16 protein-coding genes are annotated in these 19,465 nt (G+C 54.3%); 7 read left to right on the forward strand and 9 right to left on the reverse strand.

Annotated elements, in window-relative coordinates:
• Positions 1 to 141: 141 nt before the first annotated feature.
• Entirely contained in the window at positions 142 to 1,320 is a 1,179-nt protein-coding gene (locus Enr10x_RS11860) for an aldose 1-epimerase family protein (RefSeq protein WP_145107582.1), read from the reverse strand.
• Positions 1,321 to 1,553: 233 nt separating this feature from the next.
• On the opposite strand from Enr10x_RS11860, the gene Enr10x_RS11865 reads away from it, so the two are divergent.
• The 3 genes from Enr10x_RS11865 to Enr10x_RS11875 all read left to right on the forward strand — a co-directional run bounded on the left by Enr10x_RS11865 (position 1,554) and on the right by Enr10x_RS11875 (position 6,013).
• Complete coding sequence (locus Enr10x_RS11865) at positions 1,554 to 2,411, forward strand: glycosyltransferase family 2 protein (RefSeq protein WP_197996521.1); 858 nt, start codon at positions 1,554 to 1,556, stop codon at positions 2,409 to 2,411.
• A 284-nt stretch (positions 2,412 to 2,695) separates the two neighbouring features.
• Positions 2,696 to 4,693, forward strand: coding sequence for an ATP-dependent zinc metalloprotease FtsH (gene ftsH, locus Enr10x_RS11870; RefSeq protein WP_145449262.1), 1,998 nt, complete (start codon positions 2,696 to 2,698; stop codon positions 4,691 to 4,693).
• Positions 4,694 to 4,759: 66 nt separating this feature from the next.
• Positions 4,760 to 6,013, forward strand: a complete 1,254-nt coding sequence (locus tag Enr10x_RS11875; protein WP_145107578.1) for a DEAD/DEAH box helicase — start codon at positions 4,760 to 4,762, stop codon at positions 6,011 to 6,013.
• A gap of 210 nt (positions 6,014 to 6,223) precedes the next feature.
• Here the strand turns inward: Enr10x_RS11875 and Enr10x_RS11880 are convergent, their stop codons facing one another.
• The 5 genes from Enr10x_RS11880 to Enr10x_RS11900 all read right to left on the reverse strand — a co-directional run bounded on the left by Enr10x_RS11880 (position 6,224) and on the right by Enr10x_RS11900 (position 11,156).
• Positions 6,224 to 7,096 carry an alpha/beta fold hydrolase gene (locus tag Enr10x_RS11880; protein WP_145107576.1) on the reverse strand — a complete coding sequence of 291 codons (873 nt, stop codon included), beginning with the start codon at positions 7,094 to 7,096 and terminating at the stop codon, positions 6,224 to 6,226.
• Between the two features lie 75 nt (positions 7,097 to 7,171).
• Positions 7,172 to 8,362: an 8-amino-7-oxononanoate synthase gene (gene bioF, locus Enr10x_RS11885; protein WP_145107573.1), complete on the reverse strand. Its 1,191-nt coding sequence runs from the start codon at positions 8,360 to 8,362 to the stop codon at positions 7,172 to 7,174.
• 39 nt (positions 8,363 to 8,401) lie between these two features.
• Complete coding sequence (locus Enr10x_RS11890; RefSeq protein WP_145107571.1) at positions 8,402 to 9,541, reverse strand: M24 family metallopeptidase; 1,140 nt, start codon at positions 9,539 to 9,541, stop codon at positions 8,402 to 8,404.
• Positions 9,542 to 9,595: 54 nt separating this feature from the next.
• On the reverse strand, positions 9,596 to 10,648 hold the full coding sequence (locus tag Enr10x_RS11895; protein ID WP_232093343.1) for an FAD-dependent oxidoreductase: 1,053 nt from the start codon (positions 10,646 to 10,648) through the stop codon (positions 9,596 to 9,598).
• Positions 10,649 to 10,784: 136 nt separating this feature from the next.
• Positions 10,785 to 11,156, reverse strand: coding sequence for a hypothetical protein (locus Enr10x_RS11900; protein ID WP_145449264.1), 372 nt, complete (start codon positions 11,154 to 11,156; stop codon positions 10,785 to 10,787).
• Between the two features lie 132 nt (positions 11,157 to 11,288).
• Between Enr10x_RS11900 and panB the strand changes: the two genes are divergently transcribed.
• Positions 11,289 to 12,104 (forward strand): 3-methyl-2-oxobutanoate hydroxymethyltransferase, encoded by an 816-nt coding sequence (panB, locus tag Enr10x_RS11905; protein ID WP_145449266.1) that lies wholly within the window; start codon positions 11,289 to 11,291, stop codon positions 12,102 to 12,104.
• 15 nt (positions 12,105 to 12,119) lie between these two features.
• Here the strand turns inward: panB and Enr10x_RS11910 are convergent, their stop codons facing one another.
• The 3 genes from Enr10x_RS11910 to Enr10x_RS29925 all read right to left on the reverse strand — a co-directional run bounded on the left by Enr10x_RS11910 (position 12,120) and on the right by Enr10x_RS29925 (position 15,878).
• Positions 12,120 to 12,881, reverse strand: a complete 762-nt coding sequence (locus tag Enr10x_RS11910; RefSeq protein WP_145449269.1) for a polyprenol monophosphomannose synthase — start codon at positions 12,879 to 12,881, stop codon at positions 12,120 to 12,122.
• Positions 12,882 to 12,914: 33 nt separating this feature from the next.
• Complete coding sequence (locus Enr10x_RS11915; RefSeq protein ID WP_145449271.1) at positions 12,915 to 14,288, reverse strand: tetratricopeptide repeat protein; 1,374 nt, start codon at positions 14,286 to 14,288, stop codon at positions 12,915 to 12,917.
• 1,101 nt (positions 14,289 to 15,389) lie between these two features.
• Positions 15,390 to 15,878, reverse strand: coding sequence for a hypothetical protein (locus Enr10x_RS29925; protein WP_197997650.1), 489 nt, complete (start codon positions 15,876 to 15,878; stop codon positions 15,390 to 15,392).
• An 85-nt stretch (positions 15,879 to 15,963) separates the two neighbouring features.
• Here Enr10x_RS29925 and Enr10x_RS11920 point away from each other — a divergent pair, with 85 nt between their 5' ends.
• From Enr10x_RS11920 to Enr10x_RS11930, 3 genes are all read left to right on the forward strand, one after another.
• On the forward strand, positions 15,964 to 16,401 hold the full coding sequence (locus tag Enr10x_RS11920) for a HEAT repeat domain-containing protein (RefSeq protein ID WP_232093443.1): 438 nt from the start codon (positions 15,964 to 15,966) through the stop codon (positions 16,399 to 16,401).
• A 470-nt stretch (positions 16,402 to 16,871) separates the two neighbouring features.
• Positions 16,872 to 17,390 carry a QcrA and Rieske domain-containing protein gene (locus Enr10x_RS11925; protein WP_145449273.1) on the forward strand — a complete coding sequence of 173 codons (519 nt, stop codon included), beginning with the start codon at positions 16,872 to 16,874 and terminating at the stop codon, positions 17,388 to 17,390.
• 77 nt (positions 17,391 to 17,467) lie between these two features.
• Positions 17,468 to 19,465: a cytochrome b N-terminal domain-containing protein gene (locus Enr10x_RS11930; RefSeq protein WP_145449276.1), complete on the forward strand. Its 1,998-nt coding sequence runs from the start codon at positions 17,468 to 17,470 to the stop codon at positions 19,463 to 19,465.

Consider the following 19,465-nt stretch of genomic DNA (forward strand, 5'->3'; position numbering starts at 1 on the left):
CACAAAGCAGATCAGTCCGGCAAATATATCAGAAGCATTTGATTTAATTCCAGCCTTATAGACGGCAGAAAGTGATGAAATCGCTGATTTCTTCGATTTTTCACCGATTTCAGCCGGAATTCAATCTCACTCTGATTTGACTCAGGAAAACCGGGGGTGCGGCGATTCGTGAATCACCGAGGGACTCTGTTGAGTTAGTTTCGTGATTTTCTGCCGGATGGCATCAACCGAATCTGAATTATTCAAAATGGAAACTTTGAATTCCGTCTCATAGCGCTCCCCTGGTTTAAGTCCTTTGAGCCGGCCCTGTTCGCGTTCCGTGGCGCGGAAATTGGGGAAATTGATGCCTGGCTCCAGACCGGTTACATAACCGGCTGCTTCCGGCTGCGTATTCTTCCAGAGTGTAAAGCAGGGGAGGCCCGCCTTCTTAAATTCCACCAGAAACCCCAGCTTACCCCTGCTGTCAGAAAGCAGGGCAGGAGTCACTCCCAGTTCGTCAGCGACCGGCTGGAAATAGTAGGCCTGCTCGGCGTAATCGGGAGTTGGTCCCAAATAGGTTTGATAGTCTGTAACTCCTTCAGCAGCACGGGGATCGCGCGGTGCCATTTCTTCGAAGGGAATCGCAAATTGCGCGCCTGCTTCCAGAAAAGGGGCACCAACATTGATATGGTAGAGCAGCTCCAATTCTGCCTCACTGGCGCCCACGTTCGTAACCCGATCCCGGATGGTAAAGGACGCCGATCCCAGTTGCGTCTCGAGTGTGGATTCCAGCTGCAACTGGCTGCCAAACAGCATGCCTTCGCTCATCCGCCCGGTAATCCGCAGCCAGCCGCCATCAGCGGGATCCAGCTCGACCGCCACGTAATGCGCGGGTGTGTTGGCGATGCGACCGTGCAGGGTCAGTTCGGACTCCAGCGGATTCCCGTCCGCGTCGGTGCCGGGAGGACCGTTGGAAATCAGGCCACAACGGCAGATCAGCTCATTAAACCCGCTCAACCAGCCCAGGCCTCCCCGCTCAGAAAGGTTCACGAAAGCGGGATTTACAGGGGATTTGACCGGGGAATTCCAGCCCAGAGGCAGATCTTCCAGCATACCGTTCCAGATCCCCATTCCCCGCGTGGGCAGAACGGTGAGCTTCAACCGGCCGTTATTCACCTCGATCAGGTCGACTCCTTCTGAGGAGCCGCCGTGCAGTTGTCGTTTCTGAATTGACCAGTCTGCCTGTTGTGAGAACTCGGGATGGCTCTCTGCGTTGAGCAGTTGCTCTTCGATCCAGGTTTGAGAACTGACATCAGTGAACAAAATCTGAGTGGTTTTCATCGCGGCGCCTCAATGCTTCGGGATCAGAGAATTCGATATGTTCGTCACAACTGTCACAATGAGGATACTCAGACTGACAGTCTGGATAATGTAAACCGATCCGTTCCACGCCACCGTCAACGAAAGCGGAAACGAAACAGAAACTCCCCTTGCAGATGCTGTTTACGACTTATAATACAGGATAGAACTGATTAATAACAAACCAACAACCCCTTGATGATTAAAAGTTTATCATGGAACCATCGTCAATCACACGCTTTCCGCAATCTGATGAGCACGGCTACCCTTACACAACCGAATGGTATGACTCGCTGAAGTCGTCCCTGGGTGAGGCGGGTTGCCGCCAACTCGGATTTTATCCCATTCCGGAAGAATTTCTGCTCTCAGTCGTGATCCCGATTTTCAATGAGCAAAAGACTGTTGAAAACCTGATCAATCAGGTGAAGGCAGTACCGATCCGCAAGGAACTGGTGCTGGTCGATGATGGGAGTACCGATGGGACCCGCGATATTCTGAAGCGGCTGGAAGCAGAGTCTCAATCGGAATCAGACTCACTGAATGAGGTGCGGGTCATTTTTCATGAGGTCAACCAGGGAAAAGGGGCTGCGGTCCGTACCGGTTTTCTGGAAGCCAATGGCGATGTGATGCTGATTCAGGACGCCGACCTCGAATACGATCCTTCAGAATACCCGCGGCTGCTGCAGCCGATCATTGAAGGGCGGGCGGATGTCGTTTACGGCAGCCGGTTTCTGGGAGACCAGCCCCACCGCGTGCTGTATTACTGGCACTATCTCGGAAATCGATTTCTGACGACACTGTCGAACTGTTTTACCAATCTGAACCTGACGGATATGGAAACCTGCTACAAACTGTTCAAAAAGGAAGTCATCAAGGAAATCGCCCCCGGGCTGTGCCAGAACCGGTTCGGAATTGAGCCCGAACTCACAGCGAAAGTAGCCCGTCGTCGCTGTCGCATTTTCGAGATGTCAATCAGTTATGACGGCCGTACTTACGATCAGGGCAAGAAAATCGGCTGGAAAGATGGCGTGAAGGCACTCTGGTGCATCGTCCGCTACGGACTGAAGGATTAGAGGTCCTCAGTCAAACCGCAATAAGCTCGCTCAGCCGCTGCACTTAAATTTCGCAACGGCTTGCCCGTTCCTTTCTAAAAACAGGCCTGCCACCATTGCCTGCAGGACAGATTTTCCCATAGAATCAGCAAATATTATTGAAACTGGCAATTATACACATGTCTCCCCGCATCCCGCAGGAAGAATAGCCCGGTCGAACGCTGATGCGAAACCAGATGACATACCGCATGACCCCAGCCATCAGCAACCAGTAAGAAGATCTTAAGCAACGAACGGAACAGCATATGGCCTCTCCTCAGGAGAACCCCCAACAAACACCTCCTCCCGGCAAAGATCCCCAGAAGCCATCCAGCAAAGAAACTCAAGGGGCCCCCTCGACCGGCCCCTGGCTGATTATCCTGCTGATCCTGGTCATCGGCAGCCTGATGCTGATGAAATCTTCGCCCGAAAATACCGGTTCGAAGGTGGACTACAGCTTTTTCATCAAAGAGCTCAAACGGGGCAACGTCGATTCCGTCGATTTCCATGGCGATATCCTGACCGGAAAATGGAAAGTCCGTCCGAAAAATCCGGATGACAAAGACAAGAAAAAAGACGACAAGCTCGCGGAAGAATTCAACACCGTACTGCCCTCCCATCCGGTTGAAGATCGGGATCTGGTTCCGGAACTGATCAAACAGAATGTAACGTTCAAAGCAGAGAGCACCAGCGTCGGCATTGGCACGTATATCCTGCCCTGGTTGATTGGTCCATTGCTGATCATCGGCTTTTTCTGGTTCATGCTAAGACGTTCGGCAGACCCGATGGGCTCCGGCATGCTGGGTAATTTCACCAAGAGCCCGGCCAAACGGTTCCGTCCCTCTGAAGAACAGACGACCTTCGACGATGTCGCAGCGATGGAACAGGCCAAGGCGGAATTGCAGGAAGTCGTTGAGTTCCTGAAAACCCCGGCCAAGTTCCAGCGGCTGGGAGCTCAGATCCCCAAAGGGGTGTTGTTAATGGGCTCCCCGGGAACCGGGAAAACACTGCTGGCCCGCGCCACTGCGGGTGAAGCGGGCGTCCCCTTCTATTCGATCAACGGTTCGGAATTTATTCAGATGTTCGTCGGCGTGGGTGCCAGCCGGGTACGAGACCTGTTCCGTAACGCCAAGGAAAACGCCCCCTGTATCATCTTCGTCGATGAAATCGACGCGGTCGGCCGCATTCGTGGTGCCGGACTGGGGGGTGGACATGACGAACGGGAACAGACGCTGAACCAGATGCTCAGCGAAATGGACGGTTTCCAGCAGAATGAAGCGGTCATCGTCATCGCGGCTACCAACCGACCGGACGTACTGGACCCGGCACTGCTGCGTCCCGGTCGTTTCGACCGGCATATTACCGTTGACCGTCCCACCAAAGACGGACGGGCAGCGATTCTGAAAGTCCATTCGCGGAAAATCCCGTTGTCGGACGATGTCGATCTGGAAAAAATCGCCGCTGGTACGATCGGCTTCTCTGGAGCCGATCTCAAAAACCTGGTGAATGAAGCCGCTTTGTCCGCCACGCGTCTGAACAAGGACCAGGTGGACAAAGAAGATTTTGACAATGCCCGGGATCGTGTTTTAATGGGACCACCACGCGAAGAGATTCTCAGTGAAAAAGAGCGGGAAATGACCGCTTATCACGAAGCCGGCCACGCCTTGCTGGCCTGGTTATTGCCGGAAATCGATCCGGTACACAAAGTGACCGTCATCCCCCGCGGCAGAGCGCTGGGTGTGACACAACTGCTGCCCGATGAAGAGCGTTACAACATGGGTGAAAAACAACTTCACTCACAGTTGGCCTTCATGCTGGGTGGACGTGCTGCGGAAGGGCTGGTGTTTGGTGAGCACACAGCCGGAGCAGCAGACGACATCAAACGCGCCACGCAGATTACCCGCAAAATGGTGGGTCAGTGGGGCATGAGTGATGTCATTGGACCTGTGGCGTTTCGCCACTCAGATGAAAACCCGTTCCTGGGGAAAGAGATGAAGTCTCAAGGTGAGTGCAGTGAAGAAACCGCACATGTCATCGACCAGGAAATGCAGCGGTTCTTAAACGCTGCTGAAGAACGGGCAGAGAAGATATTAACAGAAAACAGGGAGAAACTTGACCTGCTGGCAAAAGCACTCGTAGAACATGAGGCCATTGACAGTAATGACATCAAGCGTCTGATCGGAGTTTCGGTTCGGGAACAAGCGAACCTGGATAACGCGAAGCAGACTGGTACTGATACAGAAAATGAACAGCCACCAGAATAATGCTCCGGCACAGGATGCCTCAGCGCAGAGCGAGATTTCTCCTGCCTCAGCAGGAATTTTCAGGAAATGAATCAAAAGCAGAAAAAGAAAAAAAAGACCACGAAAGATAGTTTTGATCAATTAGGACTCAATGACAAAATCTTAAAAAACCTGAGTCAGGCAGGCTATGAAAAACCGAGCCCGATTCAGGCCGAACTGATCCCGATCGCGGTCACCGGTAAAGACTGTATTGGACAGGCACGAACCGGAACCGGAAAAACGGCCGCGTTCTCGCTACCGATCCTGCAGCAGATCGATCTCAGACGTCCGGGCATTCAGGCTTTGATCCTGGCCCCCACCCGCGAACTGAGTGAGCAGGTCGCTGCGGAAATCCGCAAGCTGTGTCCGTCAAAATCACTCAGCCTGGCGGTTCTGGTCGGAGGCAAGCCGGTTCGCCCCCAGGAAAACCAGTTGAAGAAGGGGGCCCAGATCGCCGTCGGTACGCCGGGGCGGGTCATCGACCACATCAATCGGGGCAACCTCAAACTGAGTACCTTGCGGTTTGCTGTGCTCGACGAGGCAGACCGCATGCTCGATATCGGATTCCGTCCTGATATTGAAAAGATTCTACGGAAATGTCCCAAAGAGAGACAGACCCTGCTGCTCTCGGCCACACTGCCGCCCCCCGTCGAGCGGCTGGCTCAACGCTACATGAATGAGCCGGTGATGATCGACCTGTCGGAAAACAAGGTCAGCGTGGATGCCATTGATCAGTATTACGTCACCGTCGATCCGGACCGGAAAATCAAGCTACTGTCGCGGCTGCTGTTCCAGGAACGACCGAAGCAGACCATCGTGTTTACCCGGACCAAACGGGGCGCTGACAAGCTGGATCGGATCTTCTCAAAGAAGCTGAAAAACGTGGCCGCCATTCACGGCGATCTGCCCCAGTCCAAGCGGGACCGGGTGCTGAAAAAATTCCGGGAAGGCAAGATCCGCCTGTTGATCGCCACCGATGTGATGGGGCGAGGCATTGATGTCAGCGGGATCTCGCACATCATCAACTTCGATATTCCCGAATTCAGCGACGACTACGTGCACCGCATCGGACGCGTGGGGCGTCTCTCGTCCGACCAGAAAGGGGCTGCCTTCACTTTCGTCTCACCTGACGAAGGGGATCAGTTGACGAATATCGAGAACCGGATTAATCACATGATTCAGGAATTCCGGGTCGATGATTTCGAAGCCTATCGTCCCAAGCAACCCCGCAAAAAAATAGAGAAGATTTCCCACGTGGGAAGCACCGAGCACCTGATCAATCCCGACTTCGGCGACTTCTAAGTCGCTGCCAGGTAGCGGTTCTTAATTCGGATGTGATATACCAAAGTCGTTTCAACCGGGGCTAACGCCCTGCGGCTAATTTTGCTTTTGTGCTGTTGAAGTCCTGAAAACAAGAGTAAGAACATACCCTCGGCCACGGTGATTACTTACATAGCTAACGCTGTCGACCTCATGATCACGCTGAAAACTATTAAATAAACGCTACCCAGGCTACTGCTGCAGAAACTGTTCAATGCGGGGCACCATGATCTCATGCGCGTCTTCAAAGACGTAATGCCCCGCGTCGGGAATCCGCAGGGTTTCCGCCTGCGGGAACCGGCGCTCGAACTCATCCAGAAAATTCGTGGTAAAGCACCAGTCCCGCTCTCCCCAGATCAGCAGCAGCGGATGTCCCTGGAACTGGGCCAGTCCCTCTTCCACGTGTACCAGCGTGTCATAGCTGGGATGCGAAGCTTTGAGGGGAATGTCCTGCACGAAGCGGTGCACCGCGACCCGGTTCTGCCAGTTGTTGTACGGCCCCAGAAAGCCGGCTTTGACTTCCGGAGTCATCCGCTCATGTTTTTCGACGGCCATTTTGATCGCAGCACCGGAAAACAGATTCAGCCCGCGTACCCCCCAGGCGCCCAGCAGGGGAATCCGGCAGACCGCAATTCTCAACGGAATCTCCTGCGAACGGAAAGCGGCCGTATTCATCAACACGAATTTCTCGAACCGTTCCGGGAGATCGACGGCCGCTCCCATCCCGATGGCGCCACCCCAGTCGTGGGCAAACAGCGTGATCTGCTGCAGATCCAGTTCCTGGATCAGGGTTTTCAGGTTCGCAATGTGATTCGCCAGCGTGTAGGGATAATCCTGAGGTTTGTCTGAAAGACCACAGCCCATGTGGTCGACAGCAATGACACGATACGACTGGGAAAGTTGCTTGACCAGCCGCCGCCAGGCGAAACTCCAGGTCGGATTCCCGTGTACCATCAGCAGGGGCGTTCCCTGGCCTTCATCCAGATAGTGGTACTGATGGCCGTCGATCTTCAACCAGTGTGAAGCGAACGGGTATTCCTCTTTGATCTTCTCACGGAAATTCATGTGGGATTCTTTAATTGTAGTCTCTGACGGCGTATTCATCCGGGTTGGCTCTCTCAATCAACGGTTCTGCATACCTTATCGGGATTGGCCGTTTCTGGCGAGTGAACCATCCAGTGCTTTTAAAAACCGCTCCAGATCTTCCCGCTGATGGGCACAGGTCAGGGAAATCCGCAGCCGCGAAGTCCCCTGGGGAACGGTGGGGGGCCGGATCGCTCCCACCAGAAAGCCGGTTTCCTGCAGATCGCTGGCCACCTGCATCGTCAATGCGGGATCGGACAGGACGACGGGAATGATGGGGCCTCTCGAGTCAGGGACCGTCAGATGCGGACGCTCTCTGAGTCCCGATCTCAGAGCTTGGGACAGTTCCTGCAGCCGTGTCCGTCGCTCCGGTTCCGTCTGGATGATCTGTAGAGCCGCACAGGCGGCGGCACAGATCGACGGGGGCAGGGCGGTCGAGTAGATCTGGGTCCGCACACGGTTCCAGAGCCAGTCAATCAACGTCGCAGACCCCGCCACAAAGCCCCCCAGGCAGCCCACCGCTTTACTGAGTGTGCCGATGCGGATGGTCACACGGTCTTCGACGCCCAGTTCTTCCGCCAGCCCTCGACCATCCTTACCATAAACGCCGGTCCCGTGCGCTTCATCGATGATCAGACTGGCCCTGAATTCGTCCGCCAGTTCACACAGGTCAGGCAGGGGTGCGGAAATGCCATCCATGCTGAATACGGAATCGGTGACAATGAACTTTCTGCCCGCACCGGTCGATTTTGCCAGCTCGCGTTTCAGTTTCTCCAGCGCGTCATGCCGATAGACGCGGAACCGGGCTCCCGAGAGTCGACAGCCATCAATCAGGCTCGCATGATTCAATCGATCGCAGAAGATGGTATCCTCTTCCTGAGCGACAGCTGAGATTACTCCCAGGTTGGCCGCATAGCCACTGGGGAAGAGGAGCGCGGATTCGGTCCCTTCGAATTCCGCCAGTTGTTCTTCCAGACGGGTATGCCAGTTGGTGCGACCACTCACCAGGGCGCTGGCGCGGGCACCGACGCCCAGTTCGGTCAGCACTTCAGAAGCGGCTGAAACCAGGCGCGGGTCCTGGGCCAGATCGAGATAGTCGTTGCTGGAAAAGTTGATCAGCTCACGATCTTCCAGCAGGCAGCGTCCTCCTGGTTGAGGCTGAAACGTCCTCCGTGAACGAAACAGCCCCGCCTCCCGGATCTGCTGCAGATCTGTTTCCATCCATTCCGGGAGTTCAGAGGACGACATGAATTCAGACACCTGACTGGGGAATCAGCGAAAGTCCGGTTACTTGAGGGCAATCACATGATTGCTGAGCCGTTCGAAACCATCGTCCGTGATCAGATAGTTGTGCTCAATCCGCATACCGCCGATGCCTTCGACATAGACGCCGGGCTCCAGAGTCACCACATCGCCCGCCAGCAGCGTGTCGATGCTCTCCGGCACCAGAATCGGTGCTTCCGGATGTCCCAGTCCCAAGCCGTGACCGGCGTGATGCTGGAAGTTCTCTTTATAGCCGGCATCCCAGATGGGTGCTGCGGTCGCCGCATGCACGTCGGCACATTTCGTCCCGGCCTTGAGCGTCGATTCGCCTCCCTGCATGGCTGCCTGACAGAGGCCGAACAGCTTTTCCTGCTCGGCACTCGGCTCGCCGACCGCCATTGTGTTGGTAAAATCGCTGCGGTAACCGTGAATCACGACCGAATAATCGAGTACGAACAGATCGCCGTTTTCCAGGACATGACCGGAGGGAAGTCCACCCGCTTTGGGAACCGCAGGCGTTGAAGCCCTGAAGTCGCCGTAAATAATGACGGGCAGTCCCGCGGCCTGCAGGACCGCAGCCTGAACTTTACGGAAGATATCAAACTCGCTGCGGCCCGCTTCGACCACTTCCCGGGCACAGGCATGGCCGGCGTCGCAGGCCTGCATACACTGTTTCAGGAGTGCGATCTCGTCGTCGTGTTTCTGACGGCGGAGCTGACGCAGTGTGCTGCCCAGTTCGAGAGTGGCATCGGTCTGCGTAATCTCCAGTTCCTGCAGTGCTCCCACCGGCAGCCATTCGGCTTCGATGGCCCCGGCGCGTCCCTTTAACTGAGGGACCACCGACTTCAGGGCCTTGAACAGTGCGTGGTCACGATTTTCGACCGAGTGTTTGTGATCGTACCAGTTTTCGATGGCCTCGTGATCGACGTAGAACTCGGCAGCAGAAGAGCGGAGCGTGAAGTTATCCCCGATCAGGGTGACCCCTTTTTCCCGATCCAGCAGCAACAGCGCCCGCTCGCCCCGCGAGAAACTACAGGGCTGTACGAGGAAGTTCGAGAGATACAGCACATGACGCGGGTCTGCAATCAGAATCCATTCCAGATGATCGGGAACAGCCTCCCACAATCGTTTCTGTCGCGCCTGGCATCCTTCTTTTGTCAACATAACGAGATTGTCCTTCAGACAGTATTAGTTTTCAGCGAATATCCAATTCGGCTCTTATTCGTAACCGTTGGCAACCAGCCAGCGTTCCGCATCCAGGGCCGCCATACAGCCACTGCCGGCGGCGGTGATCGCCTGCTTGTAGTTGTCATCGGCCACATCCCCGGCAGCAAACACACCGTCCACATTCGTATTGGTGCGGAAAGGAACCTGCCATTGGATGAAGCCTTTGTCGTTCAACTCAATCTGGCCTTTGAGAAAATTGACGTTCGGCGTGTGACCGATGGCAGCGAAGTAACCGGTGGCTTCCAGTTCTTCGGTCTGGCTGTCATCGACAGTGCTGCGAATCCTCACGCCGGTCACGCCCTGTTCGTCGTTCCCCAGAACTTCGTCGATGACCGAGTTCCATTTGACTTCGATCTTTTCGTTGGCGAGCGCCCGGTCCGCCATGATCTTACTGGCCCGGAATTCATCGCGGCGGTGCACGAGGTAAACCTTGGAGGCGAACTTAGTCAGGTAAGAGGCTTCTTCCATCGCACTGTCACCGCCGCCGACCACCACCAGGGGATGATTACGGAAGCGGGGCATGGCTCCATCACAGACCGCACAGGCGGAGACGCCCATATTCTTGAAACGGTTTTCTGAGTCCAGTCCGAGGTAATTGGCCCGGGCACCGGTGGCGATGATCACGGCCAGAGTTTCCACGGTTTCCCCATTCGACGGTGTCACCTTGTAGGGATGCGAAGAGAAATCGACGTCTACGATGTCATCGGTCACCACTTTGGTCCCGAAATTCATCGCCTGTTGACGCATCAGTTCCATCAGTTCCGGACCACTGACTCCATGCCCCAGGTGAGGTGCCATGTATTTCCGCTTGGATTCTTCAATGGCATCATCCAGGTACGCCCCCAGGTTGCCGACAGGAAACCCGGGATAGTTTTCGACTTCGGTCGTTAATGCCAGCTGTCCCAGAGGCAGCGTCCCCTGCAGCCGGTTTTCCTCAGTCAGAGCCCCTTCGAAGCAGAGGGGTTCGAGATTGGCACGAGATGTATAAATGCAAGATGCCCAACCAGCGGGCCCTGATCCGATCACGACAACTTTTTCTGGCACGATTGATATCCTCCTGAGGTGCATTCTTCCTGACTGAAGCGTTCGAGACAAATCTTCAGTGCATGATTCTGCCAGTGGCATGGAAATTGGAAATTCAGCCAGCGTACGAAGCTGGTGTGTCACAATCCTACTGAAGTCAGGTCAGGAATTCCAGAAGGCGGGAGGACTGGATTGAGAGCTCAAGCGGAAAATGAGGGGGAATAAAAAAAGGTGCTCCAAACACGTAAGTGAATGAAGCACCTTTTCTGTGCTGAATGGAGCAAGTGCGGGCCAACGCTTGCCACCATCGCTGCTTAGGGTATATTGCATAAGCCGTACCACTCAGAATTTTTTCGTCATTTTTTTCTGTAAGAGCCTGTAATACAGGGATTTGGAGTTCTAATAAATTTTCAGCCTGTTTTTGGCCCTCAGTGAACCCGTTGCAGGATGCAACAATTGTTGCAAAATAAAACAGTGCAAAATGCAACACACGCGTCGCGAGGGCCGTTTTCGAAGATTTGACGACCACAGTCTTGCGAATCTGGACTCTGTTTTCATATTGTGAACCACACACAGCCCTAGCAAGTCTAGAATCATAGAGCTGAATGACTTATCTCCTGGTGAGGTTGCCAGGTCCGCTGCATGTTTTAAGGAGAGTTCCGTGTCGAATGCGTCGCCAGCACGGCCCAAAAAGTTTACCGTCCCCCGTTTTATTGCCGCCAAGCAGAAACAACAGAAGATTACGATGCTGACCGCCTACGATTTCCTGTCAGCAAAAATTCTGGACGAAGCCGGTTTAGACTGCCTGCTGGTGGGCGACACTTTAGGAATGGTCGTACAGGGTAAGAGCACGACACTGCCTGTGACCGTCGATCAGATGATTTATCATGGTGAAATCGTGGCCCGGGCCGCCCAGCGTGCGCTGGTGATCGTCGACATGCCATTTATGTCGTTTCATATCTCTCCTGCCCAGGCGCTGGAAAATGCGGGGCGGATCCTGAAAGAGACCGGTGCCGACGCCGTGAAGCTGGAAGGGGGCGTCAATCAGGCCAAGACCATCGAAGCGATCGCGTCGGCTGATATCCCGGTAATGGCTCACCTGGGTTTGAAGCCACAATCGGTGCGTGCGATCGGAAGTATGGGTAAAATTCAGCGGGATGAGGACCAGCTGATCGCCGATGCCCTGGCAGCGGAGAGAGCAGGGGCCTTCGGGATTTTACTGGAGATGATTACCGCCCCCATCGCACGGAAAATCACAGAAACCGTCACGGTTCCCACGATCGGCATCGGTTCCGGAGCGGGCTGCGACGGCCAGGTGCTGGTGACACCTGACATGCTGGGCATGAACGCCGATTTCCATCCGCGGTTCCTGAAAAAATACGCGGACCTGACTTCCGACATTACCACCGCGGTCCAGGCTTATGCGAACGAGGTACGGGAAGGCACGTTCCCGGATGAATCACACAGCCATACTTAAGCGTGCTTTCAGAGCCTATTCTACTGAATCCGAGGAGAGCACCCGGACCCGTTTTCCCAGCAGATTGTCGATCCCCAGTACAAACATGACCCACAGCGCCGAAAAGGCCTCTTTCATGTTGATCTTGGAACTGCCATAGCGGCGTTCTTCGAACGTGAAAGGGACTTCCTGAAACGTGCAGCCGACCCGGCGACAGCGATAGAGGATCTCTTCCTGGAAGGCATACCCCTTCGCCCGCAGCAGCTTGAAATCGATCTCGGCCAGCTTGGGAACGCGGTAACAGCGGAAACTGCCGCTGCAGTCCCGCGATTTCAATCTCAGCAGCAGCCGGGCATACCAGTTGATCGCCCCGCTCATGAAATAGCGTTTAGGCCCCCAGCCTTCGATTTTACCGCCGGGCACATAACGGGAGCCAATGGCGACATCCGCCTGCTCCGTTGCAGCGACCAGATCCGGCATGAAACGGGGCGGGTGGCTGAAGTCCGCATCGAGGTTCAGCACCAGATCATAATGGTTTTCGATCGCGTACTGAAAGCCGGCAATCGTGGCAGTTCCCAGTCCCAGCTTACCACTGCGGTGAATGGAGTGAATCCGGGAATCGGTCTGCTTGAGCGATTTCACATAGTCCCCGGTCCCGTCGGGCGAATTATCATCAATCACCAGGATAGCCGCATACGGCAGGTGTTTATGAATTTCCGGAATCAGCTGTTCCAGATTTTCTTTCTCATTATAAGTACATAATGTCACTAAGAGACGCGGAGTGGCGGATTCATTCATCAGTTTACAGGGCCCAGCATTCAAGCAGTCAGATCATTTGGGGGGAATCAGCAACGGTGTTTGTTGACTTTTAGCAGGCTCCGGGGCAGGAATCAACGGCGCACCCGGTGTATCTGCCGCCTGGGGGAGGGGAGGCAACCCCAGATTGTTGATCTGGGGAAGTGGTTTGGGCACAGGTTTTCCGTGTTTGGGCTGACTGGCAGCAGGCTGTTTTACAGCCGGGGGAGGCGGCAGGGGCCCGGAAATCGGAGCCGCACGCTTCGGCCCCAGAGGCTGTGCTGCGGGTTGAGGCTGGGATTTTTTCTCAAACGCCGGGGGACGGGTATTGGCCGGATTGACAACATGGCCGCCCACAATTTGATTTTTCTGCTGGATTTTCTGTTGTCCGGCCTGCTGGACTTTAGGATCCAGAAACGCGAGGAAGTGATCGCCGCGTCCTGCCAGACGGGCTGCGGTCTCAATGACATCATGTGCCTGTTCGGTCTGACCATTAAAATGCAGCATGACACCAAATACGAACAGGCGTTCCGGATCGCGAATGTCTTCCTTCACCCACTCTGCCACCTGATGCACCATGGAATCCCGGGCGATCGCATTATCAGGGCCAAACAGTTCACTCAGACTTTCCCCGGTGACCGGCCAGTTGGGATCCAGGACCAACCCCTGCTTGAATTCATACGCCGCCCGGTCGTACTGCTTCAGAGCGACCAGCGCAAACCCCTTTTTGAAATGGGGTGTTGCCACATCTTTCGCCAGTGAAGCAGCGAACTTGTAGCGTTCGTAGGCCCTGCGGTAATCCAGTTTCTGGAAATATTCGTCCCCTTTGACCTGGTTCCGCAGACTCAGTTCGCGGGCGTGTCGTGTGGAAGGCACGATATATTTCTGAATCTTACGGGAGGGTTCCGGCCGCCAGTCCGGATCATTCCACCGCTCCAGATCCTGCTGGACTGCATTATTAAGCGGTTGATTACTGACGGTTCCCGGATTGGTCAGCGGGAGTGTGCCAGGAACGTTACTGTAAGGATAGACCGTGGGAGGAGAAAATCCCTGGCCGGGCAGAATCGGAGAAAAGCCGTTTAAAGAGTAACCGTAGGGAGACAGCACCGGATTGCCGGCGACAAATGCATTGGTGCTGTAATAACCGAAGCGATTATAAAAGTACGGCCCCCACGGATTACCATAGTAGGTGTTGCCCGGGAACGCGAAATTGAAATAGACGCTGCCGTTATTGCCACTGACCGACCAGCCGGGGCTGGCCCAGTTGCTTCCATAATAACGCGGATATGAGTGACCGTGTCCATGATAGGAATGATGATGGCCATGTGCGCCATGGTGATGCTGTGCTTCAGCAGGACTGGAATATCCCACAAACAGACAAGCCGCGCTCAATATGAGAATGTATCGCATTCGTTCTCTCCTGTGGCCCAGCATCGATAAGTTAACCTTATTATGGTTTGCCATTTCCGGAAAAGCAAGAACTGTTCAATCACTATAAACGAAAGCCTCTGCCAGCGAACTACCTGGAAAGTCAGCAGGGCAGCGTGGCGTCATGACTTATCAAAACTGAAGAATATCTTTTTCACGCACAAATCACATTTCATGAGCAGTCGCATCAGCGTGCAAACTGAAAACATCAGGAGCGACCGCTTTCATTAGTACTGATCGCTAAATCTCCTCAGCAACCAGGCAAGCTGGCGAAGTTTTACCACTGATCTTGTGAGTCACTTCGAGACCGACCTGGTGCAAACCTTCCAATAAAAAGAGACGCCGGGAACGGGTCTCTCCTCACATTAGGTACAGCCGAAACTGTCGAGTTCAGTTTTCCTTTTAACACACAGTCCCCCCAGTTTCACACATTTTCAGGGGGGTGAGAGGGGATTTCACAGCACAAAGCCCACCCAGTTTAACCAACCGTTACGACGCATATAATCGTGTGTAAAAATGACGTAACCTTTTTATCTGATAATGACTTGAGACATTCAAGCGGTAATTCAAGCACGCCGATAGATTGTACCAGTCGCAATGAGAATTCATATCTGAATGATCAAAACAAACAATTCGGATGTGAATCAGGACGATGCTGGAGTGCATCGCCTGCAATCGAAATTACTAGAAGTTTATCGTAAAGGCATCTGACCTCGGAACGATGCCTTGAGACTCAAGCCAGCGCGAGTTGATGCTTTCAACTTGGACCAATAGCAGTCCCAATAGGAACAAAACAAAATTCGCGCCGTAACCACTGTGATGTGACAAAAGAGGCACATCAATCTGTCTATGATGGTCAGAAAACGACCCAAGAAGGAGACGCTGTTCTATGAAATGGATTAGTCTGTTAAGTGCATTTGTTGTGGCATTGGGGATGAATGCCGTTGCACAAGCAGATCTTTTTGACCTTTCGCTTAATTGCGGGGCTGCAAAGAGCTGTGAATGTGCCTCGACGTGTCAACCTGAATGCTGTAAACCTACTATTACGAAACCGTGTGAGCCTAACGTTTATACTTACCAGCGTCAGTGCTCAAACATTAAACCGCCTTGCTGCTGTGAATCTGCTCCGACCTGCTGCAAACCGCTTCGCAAGAAGCTGCGTGGCTGGTTCAAGCGTAACTGCTGCAGCACCGATTCCTGCACCCAGGACAAGTGCTGTGCACCGGCTCCAAAGGCCTGCTGTGCTCCTGCTCCTAAGGCTTGCTGCGCACCGGCTCCTAAAGCCTGCTGTGCTCCTGCTCCCAAAGCTTGCTGTGCACCAGCCCCTAAAGCCTGCTGTGCTCCTGCTCCTAAAGCATGTGCCGCACCGGCTCCCAAGGCCTGCTGTGCTCCTGCTCCTAAAGCCTGCTGTGCACCGGCTCCCAAGGCTTGCTGTGCTCCTGCTCCTAAAGCCTGCTGTGCACCGGCTCCCAAGGCTTGCTGTGCTCCAGCTCCCAAGAGCTGCTGCCCCGCTCCTAAGACCTGTGCCGCACCGGCTGCAGATTCCTGCTGCAACGAACAGCCTTGCTGCAACGCTGATCCTTGCGAAATCGCTGAACTGATCTACCAGTCTCAGACTGCCTGCTACGCTAAACACCGTCGCAAAGCAATCCACAAACTGGGCGACAAGTTCCGCTGCGATTGCAACCCGGAAATCATGTGTGCCTTCATCTACGCTCTGAACGACGCTGACGAACGCGTTCGTGCCAAAGCTGCTGATGAAATCGGCGACCAGCTCCGCAAGAACTGCTGCTGCTGCTCACCTGAGCTGACAGCTGCTCTGACCTGTGCTCTGGGCGACTGCGACAAGAAAGTTGTTCGCGAAGCTGTCCAGGCTCTGGAACTCTGCGGATACGAAGTTGTCGAAGGCTGCTGCGAAAAACCTTGCTGTGACAATGGATGTGCTCCTGCCGGATGTGCTCCTTCAGCAGCTCCCGCAGCTCCTGCACCGACTTCCGATCCTAAGGCTTACTTCCCAAGCCGTCTGCAGAATCAGAAGCAGACTCGCCGCCTGAGCGGTAACAGCCTGTCAAACCTGTTCGGTCTGATTGACTAGTCTTCAATCAAACCCTCAGTTTGACTGAACTAAAAACGAAAACGGCTCCTCTGGATTCAGGGGAGCCGTTTTTTTTTATGCCTGAAAACATGCGATCCAGGATTGCAACCAGCCAATACTGGACAGTATAATCCTATTTAAGTAACACGATTGCCTTAAGGACCTGAAACTATTAGATTTATTTAATGTTCGTAATCTGTGATCCAATCTGCTAGGATAATGAGCGGAACAGGATCCCAGTCAGAAGTTGCGAACAGATGTCGGGCTTGATCGATTGGAACTTCCCACCAAACAGGCAACTCACTAAAACGGGTTGTCTCCTGCCAACAAAATCCTGCTGAAGATTACTGTCCGAGATTAAAAGAAACTCACCATGACCCTGTAAGTCACTCGTTGTCTGATTCCGAGCATACTCCGATTCAACGGACTGCTGACTCTGAATAGACGATCCAGATTTGAAGGTTCACACCATGCGACGTCGAAAATTCCTCAAATACTGCAGCGGTATTCTAGGTTCCGTCTATGCCACCATCCTGGCCGTCCCCGCACTGGGCTTTCTGTTTTCGACGCTCAAACGGGGCCAGCAAAAAGAGAGGACCTACCGGCTGACCCGGCTGGATGATCTGGAACCGGGGGTGCCCCAGCGGTTCACGATCATCGATCAACGGGTCGATGCCTGGACGAAATATCCTGCCGGTCCGATCGGTTCAGTCTGGATCACGAAGGGCCAGGACGGTGCTGTGACCGCCTTTTCCTCAACCTGTCCGCATCTGGGATGCGTGGTCGACTATGTGCCCGGCGATGAAGAGTTTTTCTGCCCCTGTCATGCCGCCTCATTCCAGACGGATGGCGCGGTAGTCGGAGGTCCGGCACCACGGGGGATGGATGAACTGAAGACCTCCCTGAAAAAAGTTCGTGGTGAGCAATGGGTGGAGGTCGAATATCAGAAATTTGAGACCGGCATTTCTGAAAAGAAAGCGATCGGCTGACAGCGAGTCAGTCTGCCTGTTCCCGTATTTAAATCATCTTGCTGAAATTATTCTGTTTCCCCTGGGGAGAGATTTCCGTGCTGTCAGAAAAAACGAAACAGTGGATCGATGAACGAACCGGATACAAGAATTTTTTCCATGCGATCTTCTTGTTGAACTTTCCGACCAAACGCCGCTCCCGCTGGCAGTTCATCTGGGGCGGAGCCCTGGTGCTGATGATGCTGATCGAAATGGTCACCGGTGCCCTGATGATGACCGTCTACAGCCCGTCTGAAGCATCCGCATGGGGCAGTGTGCATTACATGGAAACCCAGGTCGACCTGGGCTGGTTTGTCCGCGGACTGCATCACTACACCGCCCACATGATGATCGTCGCCATCATCATTCATATTTTCCTGGTGATCATCTCAGCCGGTTACCGTAAACCCAAAGAGTTCATCTACTGGACCAGCCTGATGATTGGCGGGGTGATTATCGGCCTGACGATTACCGGCAATGCGCTCCCCTGGGACCAGAAGGGGTACTGGTCTTACCAGATTGAAACCAGTATTGCCGGCACCATGCCGGTCATCGGTTCCACGCTGCGTTCACTGGTCGTTGGCGGCAGCGAATTCGGTAACCTGACGCTGACCCGCCTGTACACGATCCACGTGATGGCTCTGCCGGTGATCGCGATTCTGCTGTTCGTATTTCACATGGCGCTGATCCGCCGCGAACGCCTGCGGACGGCGAAAATCAAAGAAGCGAACGATGATCCGAACGTCGATTTCGAACTGGATGAAGACGATCCGGTCAAAGATGAGATCACGCAACCCTACTGGCCTTACCAGACCACCCGCACGCTGATTCTGACACTGGTCCTGACAGGCATCGTCATCCTGCAGATTGTGGTCTATCCCTCAATGAAGAATCAGCATCTGCAAGTCGGAATAGGTGACTGGGAAGAGGACCTGCCTGCCAGCGCGATCAAGTTGGAAGCTCCCGCCGACAGTGCGTTTCCGTTTGTGGCGCGCCCCGAATGGTTCGTCCGCTTCCTGTTTGAGTTGCGACACATGGTGCCCAAGGAACTGGAAGTCCTGGTCACCGCGGTTCTGCCCGGCGTGATCCTGGCGATCCTGGTGCTGGTTCCCTTCTATGAAAAAGTCTTCGGCGAAAAATGGGGGCAGCGTCTGGCGGTGGCCGTGTATGTCGGCGGTCTGTTGATTATTACCGGCATCAGCTGGTATGGCATCAAACAGGAACGCAGCGCACCGGACTATGCGTTGGACCGTTCTCAGGAACTGGCGTATGCAGCGCGGGCCTCCTGGCTGGCCAGTAAGAACGGCGTGCCTCCGGAAGGACCGGCGTCTCTCCTGCTCAACGACCCCAAATCCATGGGCCCGCTGATTTTCGCACAGCACTGTGGCATCTGTCATACCTGGAACGGGCATGACGGGACAGGCCATTTCATCATGGAAATGAAAGACGGCAAAAAAGTGAAAGCCACGCCGCGTGCTTCCGATCTGGCCGGCTTCGCGACCACGAAATGGATCGCGGAATTTCTGGCTGATCCGACCGCACCGAAGTTCTTCGGTCACTTGGGTTCTTCAAAAGGGGGCGATGCGATCCTGAACGGCGATATGAGCGACTGGGCCAAAGACTATGTCGGCCCGGAAGGGGTCCTAACCAAAGAGGACCTCGAGGCGGTCGCGGCTCTCATCGCCCGGGAAGCCAAACGCCGTGATTATGAACAGCCTTCCGAAGAAGTGATTCAGCGGGGGATTTCCGTATTCAGCGGCGCCGACTTCAAAGACAAGTCAGGGAAAGTGGTCGAGTTCTATGGCTACTGTGCCCAGTGTCACGCCATGAAAGCAGGGGACCCGAATGAAGAAGGGGGCGGAGCCGCACCGGACTTCAACGGTTACGGTTCCGAAAAATGGCTCACCGATTTCATCCGCAAGCCGGGGGGAGAACATTTCTATGGCGAGAAAAACATCATGCCCTCATTTGAAGAGTCCAAGCTCTCCAAACACGATATCAACCTGCTCGTAAAATGGATGCGGAGCGAATGGCAGCGTCCGACTGAGGAAAAATAA

Source organism: Gimesia panareensis (assembly GCF_007748155.1).
GTDB lineage: Bacteria > Planctomycetota > Planctomycetia > Planctomycetales > Planctomycetaceae > Gimesia > Gimesia panareensis.